This window comes from Caldanaerobacter sp. (genome assembly GCF_049701115.1).
Classification (GTDB): domain Bacteria; phylum Bacillota; class Thermoanaerobacteria; order Thermoanaerobacterales; family Thermoanaerobacteraceae; genus Thermoanaerobacter.
In genome coordinates this window covers 13,887-29,167 of the sequence record NZ_JBNATX010000005.1, presented here as the reverse complement: position 1 = coordinate 29,167, position 15,281 = coordinate 13,887, and the positions used below count along the sequence as shown (strand labels likewise).

At 37.8% G+C, this 15,281-nt stretch carries 12 protein-coding genes; all 12 read left to right on the top strand.

Annotated elements, in window-relative coordinates:
* The first annotated feature begins 34 nt into the window (after positions 1-34).
* The 12 genes from purL (at position 35) to ACPLVE_RS03160 (ending at position 15,267) form a co-directional block, all read left to right on the top strand.
* Complete coding sequence (purL, locus tag ACPLVE_RS03215; protein WP_424609771.1) at positions 35-2,224, top strand: phosphoribosylformylglycinamidine synthase subunit PurL; 2,190 nt, start codon at positions 35-37, stop codon at positions 2,222-2,224.
* A complete protein-coding gene (gene purF, locus ACPLVE_RS03210) occupies positions 2,203-3,594 on the top strand; it encodes an amidophosphoribosyltransferase (RefSeq protein ID WP_424609769.1) in 1,392 nt (463 codons plus the stop codon). Before purL ends, purF begins: the two co-directional genes overlap by 22 nt.
* Positions 3,584-4,594, top strand: a complete 1,011-nt coding sequence (gene purM / locus ACPLVE_RS03205) for a phosphoribosylformylglycinamidine cyclo-ligase (RefSeq protein WP_424609767.1) — start codon at positions 3,584-3,586, stop codon at positions 4,592-4,594. Before purF ends, purM begins: the two co-directional genes overlap by 11 nt.
* A complete protein-coding gene (purN, locus tag ACPLVE_RS03200; RefSeq protein ID WP_424609766.1) occupies positions 4,591-5,217 on the top strand; it encodes a phosphoribosylglycinamide formyltransferase in 627 nt (208 codons plus the stop codon). Before purM ends, purN begins: the two co-directional genes overlap by 4 nt.
* Entirely contained in the window at positions 5,214-6,740 is a 1,527-nt protein-coding gene (purH, locus tag ACPLVE_RS03195) for a bifunctional phosphoribosylaminoimidazolecarboxamide formyltransferase/IMP cyclohydrolase (RefSeq protein WP_424609764.1), read from the top strand. Before purN ends, purH begins: the two co-directional genes overlap by 4 nt.
* 14 nt (positions 6,741-6,754) lie before the next feature.
* Positions 6,755-8,008, top strand: coding sequence for a phosphoribosylamine--glycine ligase (gene purD, locus ACPLVE_RS03190; protein ID WP_424609762.1), 1,254 nt, complete (start codon positions 6,755-6,757; stop codon positions 8,006-8,008).
* Between the two features lie 54 nt (positions 8,009-8,062).
* On the top strand, positions 8,063-8,671 hold the full coding sequence (locus ACPLVE_RS03185) for a class I SAM-dependent methyltransferase (protein WP_424609760.1): 609 nt from the start codon (positions 8,063-8,065) through the stop codon (positions 8,669-8,671).
* An 11-nt stretch (positions 8,672-8,682) separates the two neighbouring features.
* The gene (gene murI / locus ACPLVE_RS03180) at positions 8,683-9,474 is read left to right on the top strand and encodes a glutamate racemase (protein WP_424609759.1); all 792 of its coding nucleotides are present in this window, start codon (positions 8,683-8,685) and stop codon (positions 9,472-9,474) included.
* 13 nt (positions 9,475-9,487) lie between these two features.
* The gene (locus tag ACPLVE_RS03175) at positions 9,488-10,654 is read left to right on the top strand and encodes a M20 metallopeptidase family protein (protein WP_424609757.1); all 1,167 of its coding nucleotides are present in this window, start codon (positions 9,488-9,490) and stop codon (positions 10,652-10,654) included.
* Between the two features lie 370 nt (positions 10,655-11,024).
* Complete coding sequence (gene spoVB, locus ACPLVE_RS03170; protein WP_424609755.1) at positions 11,025-12,581, top strand: stage V sporulation protein B; 1,557 nt, start codon at positions 11,025-11,027, stop codon at positions 12,579-12,581.
* A gap of 455 nt (positions 12,582-13,036) precedes the next feature.
* A complete protein-coding gene (locus tag ACPLVE_RS03165; protein WP_424609753.1) occupies positions 13,037-13,792 on the top strand; it encodes a DeoR/GlpR family DNA-binding transcription regulator in 756 nt (251 codons plus the stop codon).
* A 23-nt stretch (positions 13,793-13,815) separates the two neighbouring features.
* A complete protein-coding gene (locus tag ACPLVE_RS03160) occupies positions 13,816-15,267 on the top strand; it encodes a tagaturonate epimerase family protein (RefSeq protein WP_424609751.1) in 1,452 nt (483 codons plus the stop codon).
* Positions 15,268-15,281: the final 14 nt, after the last annotated feature.

The following is a 15,281-nucleotide window of genomic DNA, read 5'->3' as shown; positions in this document are numbered from 1 at the left end:
TTTAGAAAATTTTAACTTAAAAGGGAGTGTTAAAATGGAAGAAAAAATCTGGATTAAATTGGGACTCACAGATGAGGAGTACAGAAAGATAGTTGAAGACTTGGGGAGAGAACCCAATCTTACAGAACTTGGAATGTACAGCGCTATGTGGTCTGAACATTGCTCTTATAAGAATTCAAAGCCTTTGTTGAAGTATCTTCCTACAAGAGGAGAAAGGGTTATACAAGGGCCGGGAGAAAATGCAGGAATTTTGGACATTGGGGATGGACTTGCCCTTGTGATGAAGATTGAAAGTCATAATCATCCTTCTGCTGTTGATCCATACAATGGTGCTGCCACTGGAGCAGGAGGTATAATAAGGGATATATTTACAATGGGGGCACGTCCTATTGCTCTTCTTTCTTCACTTAGATTTGGAGAACTTAATGATGAAAAAGTAAAGTTCCTTCTTCAAGAAGTAGTGAAAGGCCTGGCTTATTACGGCAACGAGGTAGGAATTCCCACTGTAGGAGGAGAGACGTATTTTGAGGAAAGTTATAGTGGAAACCCGCTGGTAAATGCTATGTGCGCAGGTATAGTAGAGAAAGAGAAGATACAGAAAGGAAGAGCAGAAGGAATAGGAAATTTAGTTGTACTGGTAGGTGCCAGGACAGGAAGAGATGGGGTAGGAGGAGCGAGCTTTGCTTCACAACAGTTAGAAGAGGGAAAGAGGGATTCCTCTGTTCCAAAAGGTGATGCTGGGTTAGAAAAATTGTTGATGGAGGCATGTTTAGAAGCTTTTGAAACAGGAGCTGTTGTGGCAGTACAGGACATGGGGGCAGCGGGTTTGACTTCCTCTTCTAGCGAAATGGCTGCAAGAGGAGGAGTAGGCATGGAGATTAACCTTGACAGTGTACCTCTTGCAGAGGATGGGATGACTCCTTTTGAAATAATGCTTTCCGAGACGCAGGAAAGGATGCTTATGGTCATAGATAAAAATAGAAGAGAAGAAGTAGAGGACATTTTTAAAAAGTGGGGAGTTAATTTTTCAGTTATAGGCAAAGTCACCGAAGATGGAATGATAAGGGTTTTAAAAGAAGGTGAAATAGTAGCGGAAGTGCCAGCGAAGTCTCTGACAGAGGCTCCCCAGTATATAAGGGAGGAAAAAGTCCCTTCATGGCAGAAAGATTTAAACAGTCTTAAAGTGGAAAAACTACCTATGCCAGAGGATTTTAATGAAGTTTTGAAAAAGTTACTGACTTCACTGAATATCTGCAGCAAGGAATGGATTTATGGCCAATTTGAAAGTAATCCTGCTGTAGTAATTGGTCCGGGAATGGATGCAGGAGTGGTGAGAATAGATGGAACGAATAAAGGAATTGCTTTTACAACAGATGGCAATGGTCGTTACTGTTATTTAGACCCTTACATTGGTTCTCAGATAGCAGTGGCAGAGGCAGCAAGAAATCTCACAATGGTAGGGGCTATTCCTATAGGTGTTACAGACGGCTTGAATTTTGGAAATCCTGAAAAAGAAGAGATGTACTGGCAGCTTAAAAATTCTATAATAGGAATTGCAAAAGCCTGTGAAGAACTTGGGCTTCCGGTTGTAAGTGGAAATGTCAGCCTTTATAACGAAACAGAAAAAGGGCCCATATATCCAACCCCTATAATAGGTATGGCTGGCATTGTAGAAGATATATCAAAGATTTGCACAATGGACTTCAAAAGCGAAGGGGACCTTGTTCTCGTTTTAGGAGAAAACAGGGGAGAGATTGGAGGAAGTGAATATCTAAAAGTTAATTTCGGAATTGTAAAAGGTAATCCTCCACAGCTAGATTTTGAAAGAGAAAAGAAGCTTCATGAGTGTATAATCGAGCTTATAAATAAAGGGCTTATTGAGTCTGCTCACGATATTTCAGAAGGGGGATTGGCTGTAACACTTATGGAATGTGCTCTTTCCGGAGGGAAAGGTGCAAGAGTATCTCTCACTACTTCTTTAAGGGAGGATTTAGAATTGTTTTCTGAATCTCAATCTAGGGCAGTAGTGAGTTTAAAACCTGATAAATTAGAGAATGCATTAAAGTTAATAGAGAAGTATGGGATACCCGTTCAAAAAATAGGAATTGTAGGAGGGGACAGGATGATGATCGAGATAAATGGTAAAAAAGTTATAGACCTTCGGTTAGAAGAAATAGAAAAGGCCTGGAGAGGGAGAATAAAATGGGAATTGGAAAAAAGTTAAGGGAAGAATGCGGTGTTTTTGGGGCTTTTAGTTTTTCTTCTTCAGTAGTTTCTTATATTTACTATGGACTTCAAGCGCTTCAGCACAGAGGTCAGGAAAGTGCTGGAATTGCTGTATACAATGGAGAAAAAGTGAATTTCATAAAAGGCCTTGGACTTGTAACAGAAGTATTTGCCAAAGAAAATCTAAAAGCACTTGAGGGCAGACTCGGCATAGGGCATGTAAGGTATTCAACGGCGGGCAGCAAGGGGATTGTCAATGCTCAGCCCCTTGTTGCCAATTTTAGAAGGGAGTATATGGCAATAGCTCACAATGGGAATCTGGTGAATGCAGAGGAGTTAAGAATAAGTCTTGAAGAGGAAGGGCGAATTTTTCAGACCACCAGCGATACAGAAATAATACTCCACCTCATAGCTAAAAATTTTCACAAAGGGTTGATACAAGCCATAAAAGAGTCTATGAGAGAAATTGAAGGTTCGTATTCTTTGGTGATTATGACAGACCGTAAACTAATAGGAGTAAGAGATTTTCATGGTATAAGGCCTTTGTGCATAGGAAAGAAAGAAGATACTTACTTCATTTCATCGGAGTCTTGTGCTTTTGATGTGATTGGAGCAGAACTTATAAGGGATGTGGAGCCAGGAGAAATTGTGGTAATTGATGAAAATGGACTCACTTCCTATAAAGATGAGGTTTCGGAGAAAAAGATGCCCTGTGTATTTGAGTATATCTACTTTGCGAGACCCGACAGCATAATGGAAGGAAGAAATGTTTATTTTGCAAGGCTGGAAATGGGCAAGATGCTGGCAAGAGAATCTCCGCTGGAGGCGGACCTTGTGGTACCCGTTCCGGATTCTGGTGTTGCTGCTGCTAGAGGATACTCTATCGAATCCGGCATACCAATTGGAGATGGCCTTATAAAAAACAAGTACATCGGGAGAACTTTCATTGCTCCAGACCAAAAAGAAAGAGAAATAGGAGTTAAGATAAAATTAAATGTGCTAAAAGAGCTTGTTAAGGGGAAAAGGGTGGTGCTCATAGATGACTCAATAGTGAGGGGAACCACCATGAAAAGGCTAGTATCTTTGCTGAAGGACGGTGGAGCAAAAGAAGTACATGTGAGAATAAGTTCGCCACCAGTTAAATATCCTTGTTATTTTGGGATAGATACTCCTTCGCGAAAAGAACTAATTGGAGCTAAGATGTCAGTAGAAGAAATAAGAAGAGCCATAGGAGCTGACAGCCTCTATTTTTTGAGCATTGAAGGACTCAAGAGGAGTTTGGGATTTAATTCCATATGCACGGGATGTTTTGATGGCAACTATCCTTTAGAAAAAATAAAAGAGCAGGTGTATAATTATGAAGTATAAAGATGCAGGAGTAAATATTGCTGAAGGGAATAAGTTTGTGAAAATGATAAAACCTTTTGCAGAAAAAACCTTAAAAGATGGAGTCTTACAAGGGATTGGTGGATTTGCAGCACTTTATGAGATAAAAAATTACAAAAGCCCGGTGATAGTGTCCAGTACGGACGGGGTTGGGACAAAACTTAAGATAGCCTTTATGATGGACAAACACGATACTATTGGCATAGACCTGGTAGCTATGTGTGTGAATGATGTAATTGTGGTCGGAGCAAAACCCCTCTTTTTCTTAGATTACTTTGCTACTGGCAAACTTAAAAGTGAAAAAGCAATAGAAGTGATAAAAGGGATAACAGAGGGGTGCCAAATAGCTGAATGTAGCTTGATTGGTGGAGAAACAGCCGAACTTCCAGGGTTTTATAAAGAAGGAGAATATGACCTTGCAGGGTTTTGTGTTGGAATAGTGGAAAAAGAGGAAATAATAGATACTTCTTCAATAAAAGAAGGAGATGTCATAATAGGGCTTTCTTCTTCTGGACTTCACAGCAATGGATATTCACTTGTGAGGAAGGTTTTTTTTGAGGAAAATAAACTGTCAGTTGAAACTTATGTACCAGACCTCGGTAAAACATTGGGAGAAGAACTTTTAACTCCTACGAAAATATATGTGAAATCTGTTGCAACCTTAAAAGGGTTGAAAGTTAAAGGAATGGCTCATATAACAGGGGGAGGTTTTATTGAGAATATACCAAGAATTTTAGCGAGGGGTTTGTCTGCAAAAATAAATAAGGAAAGTTGGGAAGTACCTGTCATCTTTAATTTGATAAGAAAGCTTGGAAACATTGAAGAAGAGGAAATGTATCGGACTTTTAACATGGGCATAGGAATGATCATTGTTGTGGACAGACAGGAAGTTAGTTTGGCTTTAAGAAGGCTTGATGAGGCAGGGGAAAAAGCTTTTGTGATAGGGGAGATTGTCAAAGGGGAGGACGGTGTGCTTTTATGAGACTTGTGGTGATGGCATCGGGAAATGGTACAGACCTGCAGTCAATAATCGATGCCATCGAAAAAGGCTACATAAAGGCTGAAATAGTAGGAGTAATAAGCGATAAAAAAGAGGCTTACGCTTTAGAAAGGGCTAAAAAACACGGGATTCCTGCCTATTGTCTTCCCAAAAAAGAATTAAAAGACAGGTTTTTTAAAAAACTTCTATCAATTCTTGAAAAATTAGATCCCGATGGAATAATTCTTGCTGGTTTTTTAACGATTTTAAGTGAAGAGATTGTAGAGAGGTTTCCAAACAAGATAATAAATATACATCCTTCCCTCATACCTGCCTTCTGCGGGAAGGGCTTTTATGGAATGAAGGTGCACCAAGCGGTTTACGATTATGGAGTAAAATATACAGGGTGTACTGTCCATTTTGTGGACAAAGGGGCGGATACAGGGCCGATTATTTTACAAGAAGTTGTGAAAATAGAAGATGAAGACACTCCTGAGACAATAGCAAAAAAAGTTTTAGAGGTGGAACACAGGGTTTTGCCTTATGCAGTTAAGCTCTTTGTTGAAGGGAAACTAAAGGTAGAGGGAAGAAAAGTTAAGATACTCGATAGGGAGGCGATGATGTGAGTAAAAGGGCGCTGATAAGTGTCTGGAAAAAAGATGGAGTAGTGGAATTTGCAAAAAAACTTGAAAATCTTGGCTATGAAATAATTTCAACGGGCGGCACTTATGACCTTCTCAAGCAAAACGAAGTAAAAGTAATAAAGGTTTCCGAAATCACGAATTTCCCAGAAATCATGGAAGGCAGAGTGAAGACACTGCATCCCAAAATTCATGGGGGCATACTTGCTATAAGGGACAAGGAGGGACATAAAAAAGACCTTGAAAATCATGGCATTAAACCTATAGACTTGGTTGTTGTAAATTTGTATCCCTTCAAAGAGACTATTTCCAGGGAAAACTTCGAGCATCAAGAAGCCATTGAAAATATAGACATAGGTGGACCCGCAATGATAAGAGCGGCGGCTAAGAACTATAAATATGTCACTGTAGTGGTGGACCCTTCAGATTACCATAAGGTAATTGAGGAGATAGAAGTTTATGGAGATACAAAAGAAGAAACCAGATTTTACCTGGCAGCTAAAGCATTTGAGCATACGGCTTTTTATGATGCTTTAATATCTGAGTATTTTAGGGGAAGAATCGGAATAGAATTTCCTTCGATTGTCACCCTTGCCTACGAGAAGGTACAGGACCTAAGATATGGAGAGAATCCCCATCAGAAAGCTGCCTTTTACAGACATCCTATCAAAGCTTACGGTATTTCAGAATGTATTAAACTGAATGGAAAGGAGCTTTCTTTCAACAACATAAACGATGCAAATGCAGCAATAGAGCTTTTGAGGGAATTTGATGAACCGGCAGCAGTAGCCATAAAGCACACAAATCCTTGTGGAGTAGCTATTGGTAAGAATTCATACGAAGCTTATCTTAAAGTCTATGAAGCGGACCCTGTGTCGATTTTTGGGGGAATTGTAGCTTTTAATAGGAAAGTCGATGTAAATACTGCAAAGGAGCTTGTAAAAATCTTTTTGGAGATTGTTATAGCTCCAGACTATGAGGAAGAAGCCTTAGATATATTAAAAAGCAAGAAAAATTTGAGGGTACTTAAGTTGAAAGAGGGTTATTATAGAGAGTTTGATATTAAGAAGGTGGAAGGTGGAATTTTAATTCAAGAAAAAGACGAACTACTTTTTAATGAAAATGACTTAAAAGTGGTAACGAAGAGGTCTCCGACAGAAGAGGAAATGAAAGATCTGATATTTGGCTTTAAGGTGGTAAAGCATGTAAAGTCAAATGCTATAGTGATTGCTAAGAAAGGAGTAACAGTAGGTATAGGGGTAGGACAGACAAACAGGATTTGGCCTACCGAGCAGTCGATAAGCCAGGCAGGAGAAAAGGCTAAAGGAAGTGTTCTGGCGTCCGATGCTTTCTTTCCTTTTCCTGACGTGGTAGAAACAGCTGCTAAAGCAGGCATTACTGCAATAATTCAGCCGGGAGGTTCTTTAAATGATGAACTTTCTATTGAAGCTGCAAACAGAGCAGGAATTGCCATGGTATTTAGTGGTATAAGGCATTTTAAACATTGAGGGGGGTGAGACGCTTGAAGATATTAGTAGTTGGTGGAGGTGGAAGGGAACACGCTATTGTTCATAAGCTTTCAAATAGTAGAAGAGTGGAAAAGATCTACTGTGCTCCTGGCAATGCAGGAATTGCTCAGATGGCAGAATGTATCGACATAGGTGTGAACGAGATAGAAAAGCTCAAAGAATTTGCATTGGCAAACAAGATAGACTTAACGGTGGTAGGGCCAGAGCTACCTTTAGTAGAGGGAATTGTGGATGAGTTTGAAAAAGTTGGACTCAGGATCTTTGGGCCTAATAAAAAAGCAGCAATGATTGAAGGAAGTAAGTATTTTGCAAAAAAATTGATGGAAAAATATAATATACCCATAGCAAGATTCAAGGCATTTTGCAAATACAAAGAGGCTTTAGAATTTTTAGAAAAGACATGGTATCCTGTTGTGATGAAGGCGGATGGGTTGGCCCAGGGAAAAGGAGTTTTTATAGTAAGAGATTTTATAGAAGCAAAAGAAGTGCTGGACCTCATGATGAAAAAGAAGATTTTTGGGACGTCAGGAGATACAGTGATCATAGAAGAAATGCTATTTGGCAAGGAGGCTTCTTTCTTTGCGATTGTAGATGGTGAGAATATTTTAACAATGATGACTGCTATGGATTATAAGAAAGTGTATGATAAAGATGAGGGGCCAAACACTGGAGGGATGGGGAGTATTGCTCCGAATCCTCATATAGACGAGAAAACCTTCAAGGAAGTTGAAGAAAAGATCTTAAAGCCAGTAGTATCTGGCATGAAGGAAGAAGGAATTGTATATAAAGGTGTTTTATATGCTGGTTTAATGCTTACCAAAGAAGGGCCAAAGGTTTTAGAATTTAACGCGAGATTTGGAGATCCCGAGACGCAGGTAGTGCTCCCTCTTTTAAAGACAGATCTTTTAGAGGTGATAGAAGCTACGCTGGACGGTAAGCTTAACGAGCTAAAGCTTGAGTGGGAGGATAAAAAAGCAGTATGTGTTATAATTTCTTCTCAAGGATATCCATTAGAATATAAAAAAGGCTTTGAAATAAGTGGGTTAGAAAAAATTAGAGAAGCTTTTGTGTATCATTCCGGAACTGCTTTAAAGGGAGATAAAATTGTGACTTCTGGAGGAAGAGTTTTGGGAATTACGGCACTGGGGAACTCGTATGAAGAGGCGAGAAAAATAGTGTATAGGGAAATCGAAAAAATACATTTTGAAGGGATGCATTACAGAAAGGATATAGGAGCCGGGTACTAGCCCGGCAATTTTTATGGTATAATAGGTGTTAAGTGGATTAAGGCGGTGATAAAAATGTCTAATAGCCATGTCAAGCTTTTTGATACTATTTCTCCGGTATATGCATGGTTTTTCAATTCTCAAGTTGCTTATTACAGAAAAGTGCTGGAAATTCTCAAAAAACACCTGCCCCTTAAAGATTATAGAAGAGTTTTAGATGTAGGCTGTGGCACAGGCCCTTTATGTTATGTCTTGAAGGAGGCCGGTTTTGAAACTTATGGGATTGAAGTCTCGAAAGGAATGCTTGAGCAGGCTTTAAAGCGGTTAAGGGGCATGGATATAAAAGCCTACAAAATAGAACCGGGAGAGAAGTTCCCTTTTGAAGATGATTTTTTTGATATTTCTATAGCTTCCTATGTGGCTCATGGTATTAAGAAGGAGGAAAGAGAAATATTATATAAAGAGATGTCAAGAGTAACGAAAAATTACGTGATACTTCACGATTATCATAAAAACAAAGACTTTTTAACTGCTTTCGTAGAGTGGCTTGAAGGAGGAGATTATTTCAATTTTGTAGAAGAAGTAGAAAGAGAATTGAAAGAGAACTTCAAGGATGTGAAAGTGGTAGAGTTGAGTAAGAGAGTTTCTCTTTACATACTAAAACCTTACAAAACATTGGGTTAGGATGTGGTTAGATGGATTCACGGCCTATAGGAATTTTTGATTCAGGGGTTGGAGGTTTAACCGTATTAAAAAGGCTTATAGAAGTTTTGCCAAAGGAAAATTACATTTATTTTGGAGATACAAAAAGAGTCCCATACGGAGATAAAAGCAGAGAAGAAATAGAACTTTTTGCAGGTCAAATCATAAATTTTATGATAGAAAAAAATGTAAAGGCTATCGTAATAGCCTGTAATACCACTTGTGCGGTTATTAATAAAGAAAAATATAAGATTAAGCTTTTTGACGTGTTAAAAGCTGGAGCAAGAAGCGGTATCTTAGCTACAAGGAATAAAAAGGTAGGAGTGATTGCTACAGCAAGAACGGTGGAAAGCAAGAGTTATGAATATGCTATAAAGGCTTTAGATCCCGTGATTGAAGTTTATCAAAAAGCTTGTCCTCAATTTGTACCGCTAATCGAAGAGGGGCTTTATAATTCTATTTTGGCCTATGAAGCTGCTAAAGAGTGCCTTAGAGACTTTAATGAATATGGGATAGATACATTGATACTTGGTTGCACTCACTATCCCCTTATGATAGAAGTGATAAACAGAGTAATAGGAGTTGGAATAAAGCTGGTAGACCCTGCGATTGGATTATCCCAGGAGATATTGGAGTACGTAAAAGAGAGAGGGATGGAGAATCCGACGGGAGGCAAAATAGAGTTTTTTGTAAGTGGCGATGAGAAAAATTTCAAAACGATTGCTAAGAGGCTCCTTGGTAGAGAAATTGATGAGGTATTTACTGTGGATATCGAGAAATACTGAAAGGTGATGAAACATGGAAATTTTAGAGGAAATTGAAAAAATTGAAAAAGAGGCAATAGATTTAAGACGAAAAATACATATGCATCCTGAATTGGGTTTTGAAGAAATTAAAACTTCGGAAATGGTCTATAACTATCTCAAAGAGTTGGGCATAGAAGTAAAGAGGATTGCGAAAACTGGGGTTGTCGGTCTTTTAAGAGGGGATGGTAAAAAGACAATAGCCATTAGGGCAGACATGGATGCTCTTCCTATACAGGAAGAAAATGAGGTAGAATATGCATCAAAAATTCCCGGCAAGATGCATGCCTGTGGACATGATGTTCATACCGCCATTCTCATGGCTACTGCAAAAGTCTTATCGCGAGTTAATCTTAAAGGAAATGTGAAATTCATTTTTCAGCCAGCAGAAGAAACAACAGGTGGGGCTCTTCCTATGATTGAAGAGGGGGTTCTTGAAGACCCTAAGGTAGATGCAATAATAGGGCTTCATGTGGACCCTGACGTAGAGGTTGGGCAAATAGGGATTACCTACGGAAAAGCTTATGCAGCTTCTGATATGTTTGATATAGTAGTGAAAGGTAAATCTTCTCACGGAGCACAACCTCACAAAGGAGTAGATGCCCTTGTGATATCAGCGAATATAATAAACGCAATTCAGACCATCGTAAGTCGTAATACAAATCCTCTTACTCCTTTGGTTATCACGGTTGGGACTATAAATGGAGGCTATGCAAGAAATATAATAGCAGATAGAGTCAATATGTCGGGAATTATAAGGATTCTGGAAGAAAATATGAAAGAAGAGGTAGTAAAATCAGTTGAAAAGATATGCAGAGACATTGCAAACTCTTACGGGGGAGAAGTCGAGTTTAAAAGGATGAAAGGATATCCTCTTCTTATAAATGATGTGAAATTTACAGACCTTGTTAAAGAAAGTGCTCGCATGATTTTAGGAGAAAAAGGTGTTGTAGAAGTTCCACCTTCTATGGGGGTAGAAGATTTTGCTTATTTCCTGCAAAGAGTTCCTGGAACTTTTTATAAATTAGGGTGTGGGAACAGGGGAAAAGGCATAAACAATCCCTTACACAGCAGTAAATTTGATGTAGATGAAAGATGTATAAAAGTAGGAATAGCTGTGCATGTGATGACGGTAATGAAGTATTTTGAAAAAGAAAATTAAAAAATTTTTTGATGGGATAAAATTTTTTTGGAAAAGATTTAACCTTTTCATTTATAAATATTCTTTTTTTGTCTTAAAAAATGTTTACTTTGCATGTTTTATTAGCTTTTAATTATAATATTACAAAATTGCAGGGAAAAATTCATGTAAATTAAAACTTGACATTTTTCATCAAATGTTGCATAATATTTGTCGGAAAACGCCTCTGCCGTTTTGGTAAGAGGAAGCCATAAGGTGTAAGTCTTAACCCCCCTCAAGTGTATTAAAAATTTCTCCCCCTAATCCCCCTTTACTGCCGGCAGAAGCCGGCATTTTTTGTTTTTTCATATAATGTAGGTGCCGCGAATAAACTATTATGAGGTGTTTATTTATGCCCGGAAGGTCTTTTATTCGCGGCGCCTTTATCTTAACAGTTGCTCATGTAATAGATAGGAGTATAGGTTTTGTTTTTAGAATAATTTTATCCAACATATTAGGTCCTGAAGGTACAGGACTTTATCAATTAGTTCTACCCATTTATTTTGTTTCAATTACTTTTTTAACTTCTGGCACTATGTCAGTCATTTCCCGTTTTATTTCGGAAGAAAGAGCAAGAGGGAACAAAAAAAATATATTTAAAATTTTGAGGCTCTCTTTTTTCTTAGTCCTTATAGTGGCTTTTTCGGTCTTTGCCATTATATTCTTAAATGCTAAATTCATAGCGGAAAAGCTTCTTCATGAACCGAGGACTCATCTTTCAATTCTTATTTTTGCACCTGTTCTTGTAATTGTCACTTCTTCTTCTGTGTTTAAAGGTTTTTTTCAGGGTGTAATAAATATGATACCGGCTTCTATTTCAGAGATCGTAGAGCAGATTGTAAGAGTTTGTCTAACTTTATATCTTCTGAGGCTATTTAGCAGAGCAAAACTTGAGTATCTTGTGGCTATAGCTATTTTTGGGATTTCTGTTGGAGAAATTGTAAGCTTTTTGATGTACATTTTTTTCTATAAAAGAGAGGTAAAAATTATAGAAAGAGAGATGCCTAATGATGGGAAAGAATGGAGTAGTTTTTACATTGTAAAGCTGTTGGTACTGACTTCAATACCAATAACTCTTTCAAAATTGATTGTGAATGCTCTAGATCTAGTAGAATCTTTGTTGATTCCTTCCCGGCTTGTAGCTTCTGGAATTTCTCACAGAGAAGCAATGGCTGAATTTGGGAAATTATTTGGCATGGCGATTCCTCTTGCTTATATGCCTGCTGTAATAACTTCAAGCCTTTCCACAACAGTGCTTCCTGCAGTTTCAGAAGCTGCAGCTTTAAAAAAATGGGAAGCAGTGCGTCTGAGAATTAATCAGGCTATAGGGTACACTACTTTAGTGGCATTCCCCGCTATTACCTTGTTTCTAATTATTCCAGATGAAATATCCAGACTTTTATATCCATCTTCCCCCGGGGTAGGAGATTTTGTAAGGGTGGTTTCGTATGGCAGTATTTTCGCGTTTTTAGAAACTGTAGTTGCTAGTATTTTACATGGTTTAGGGAGACAGCAAGTAGTCTTACGAAATTCTCTGATATGGCTTATCGTGTGCATTACTGGCATGTACTATCTGACTTCTATACCTTCTCTTAGGCTTTTTGGATATGTTTATACTTTTATCTTTGCAGATGCTCTCATTTTGGTTTTAAATTTCCTAGATTTAAGAAAGCTTACACGGGTGCAAATAGATCTTTCTAATTGGATTGTAAAACCTCTTTTTGCTTCTCTAGCTATGGGAGTAGCTGTGTTAGTTATCCACAGTAAATTGTTGGTAATTAATGTTAATATGTGGATAAATCTATCTTTATCAATTTTAATAGGTATTATTGTGTATTTTTCAGTAGCTCAATTTTTGAGATTGCCCTATATCGAAGATTTGAGAAAAATGATTTTGAGGAAAAATTAGCTAATGTAGACTACTCGCATAAGCGAGTGACCCGTTTGTTGACAAAATAAAGAAGTGGCATTTTGTGTGTAAATGCGACTTGTTGTCAAAGCGGTAACTAAACTTGGCAAACTTGAGGAGCGAAGGCGGGGCGAGCGAAGCGAGCGGATTCTTAGCCTTTTGGCGAATTGGCCGGTACCCCGCCTGAGCCTGAAAAGTGAGCCTTAGTTTAGTCGCTTTGCAACTCCGGAGCATTAACACAAAATGCCACTTAAATAAGAAGCACTTTGTCAACAGTCTGTAGGGATCCCTTTTGGGATTCCTTTTTTAACTCCAAAAATTCCATAAAAGCCAATAAAAAATTTAGAAATAAAGGAGGATTTTTTGGATTTGTGTAGAACTAATATAATAAAAGCAATAAAAATCCACAAATAATGTTAGGATTTTAACATCTTATAACATAGGAGAGGGTGTAAATGCTTGTTTCAACGAGAAGGGAAAAGATTAAGGAAATCATCTTAAAGAAAAAAGCTGTCAAGGTATCAGAGCTCTGCGAAATATTCAATGTATCGGATGAAACAATAAGAAGAGATTTAGAAGAACTTGAGAGACAGGGGCTTATAGAGAGAAATTACGGTGGTGCGGTATTAAAAGAAAACATAGTGGTTCCTCCCCTTGTCAAAAGGTTTAAAGAGCACATAGAAGAAAAACAAAGGATTGCTGCGAAAGCTGTTGCAGAAATAAAAGAGGGAAATGTCGTATTTTTAGATGCAGGCTCCACCACTTACCACATAGCTAAAGCCATAAAGAGCTTAAAAGGCATCACAGTTATCACCAATGCTTTAAATGTTGCTACGGAGCTTTCTACCAATCCAGAAATTAACCTTTTTATCACTGGCGGCAAGCTAAAACATGACAATCAGTCCATGGTAGGTTTTGAAACTGTAAACTGCATAGGGAAGTACAACATAGATATATTGTTTTTAGGAACTGGAGGCATATCTGTAGAGAAAGGACTAACCACTTCGGACATTTTTGAGGCTGAAGCTAAAAAGGCAATGATAAGGTCCGCCAGCAGAGTGATTGTGGTTGCAGACAGCAGTAAATTTGGTAAAGTTGCCATGGTATCTTTTGCTACTTTTAACGACGTTGAAAAGATAATAACTGCAGGGGAGGAAAACAGAGAAATAGTGGAGCAGCTAACAGAGTATGTGAAGATTGAAATAGTGTAATTATATTTGAAAGGAAGATGGAGATGATTAACAAAATAGCTGAGTATCTTTCAGGGGAAGGTTTTTATTTTTACGAAAAATCATTTAGAAAGCTTTCAGAAGACATTTATATTTTTGTTGTAAAAAAGGCAAATGAAAAGAGCGTTGGCCTTTTAACACAAGGGGATTTTACACTTTCTTCTCCCCATTTCACCGAAAGGAAATATTTAAAAGAGATAGGCTATTATTTAAATCTCTACCCGCTGACTTATGAAAATTTTGTAATTTTAAAAGACAAGTTTAGTATTGCGCCATCTCCATGTAATAAAAAAGTCTCCTTTGGAATGGGCGATAGGTTAGGGCTTGTGACTGCTGCTCATATTAGAGCAATAGAGAATTACGATGTCTTTCCTGTTTTAGCTCAGCAATCTCCCAGAGAGCTTATGAAAACCCATCGGAGTTTCAAAGAGGCTATTTTAAAAGCGATTTTGGGTGTGCTGGAAGAAGGATATACAGGGAAATTTGGCGCAGACGGTGACCACATAAAAGATGAAAATTATTTGATGGAGGCAATTGATGCCGGTTATACCATGTATACCCTTGATTTAAGCGATATGCTGGTGAAACTCTCGGACTATACAGAATCCCAGTTAAAAGAAGAAGCAAAGAAGCTGAATACTACAAGTAAGAGGATAATTGAAAAATTTAGAGACAAAAGTTTTGTCATGCCCACTGGAGAAGCTTTTACAGTTTCAGAAGAGGAATTGTACAAATCTGCTCTTACCTATGAAAAAACAATGGATTTTGTAGAAAAAGTCTATGGTATTTTGAAAGATAAAGTGAAAAATTTTGACCTAGAGATTTCAATTGACGAAGGAGACAAAGATACAACAGTGGAAGATCACATATTTGTTGCTGAATATCTGCATGAGAAGGGGATAGATTTCTGGAGTTTGGCTCCTAAATTTCCCGGGGAATTTCAAAAAGCCATTGATTATATAGGCGATGTGAATAAATTTGCAAGGGAGTTGGAAAAACATCACTACCTCACTAAAGTATTCGGAGGTTATAAATTAAGTCTTCATTCTGGAAGTGATAAATTTAGTATTTACAGAGTGTTTAGCGAGGTCACTGAAAGAGAATTTCATATAAAAACTTCTGGCACGAGCTGGCTTCAGGCAATTAATTTGATTTTTGAAAAAGACAAAGAACTTTTTAAAGAGCTTTACCAGATTGCCCTTTATAACCTTGAAGAAAGTAAGAAGGCTTATAAAGTGTTGATTGACAAAAAGGACTTTGCTGAAGATATAAATTTAGAAGACCCTGGTATTGTTTTAAAACCCGAGATTAAGCAGCTTTTCCACATTTCTTATGGAGTTTTGCTGGAAGAAAGGAAAAAACAAATTTTTGAAGTTTTAGATAAATACGAAGAGGAACATTACGAGTTTGTCAGAAAAAATGTTGAAAATCACCTTAAAGAGATATTCAGTAAATAAAGAAAGGGCGGTTG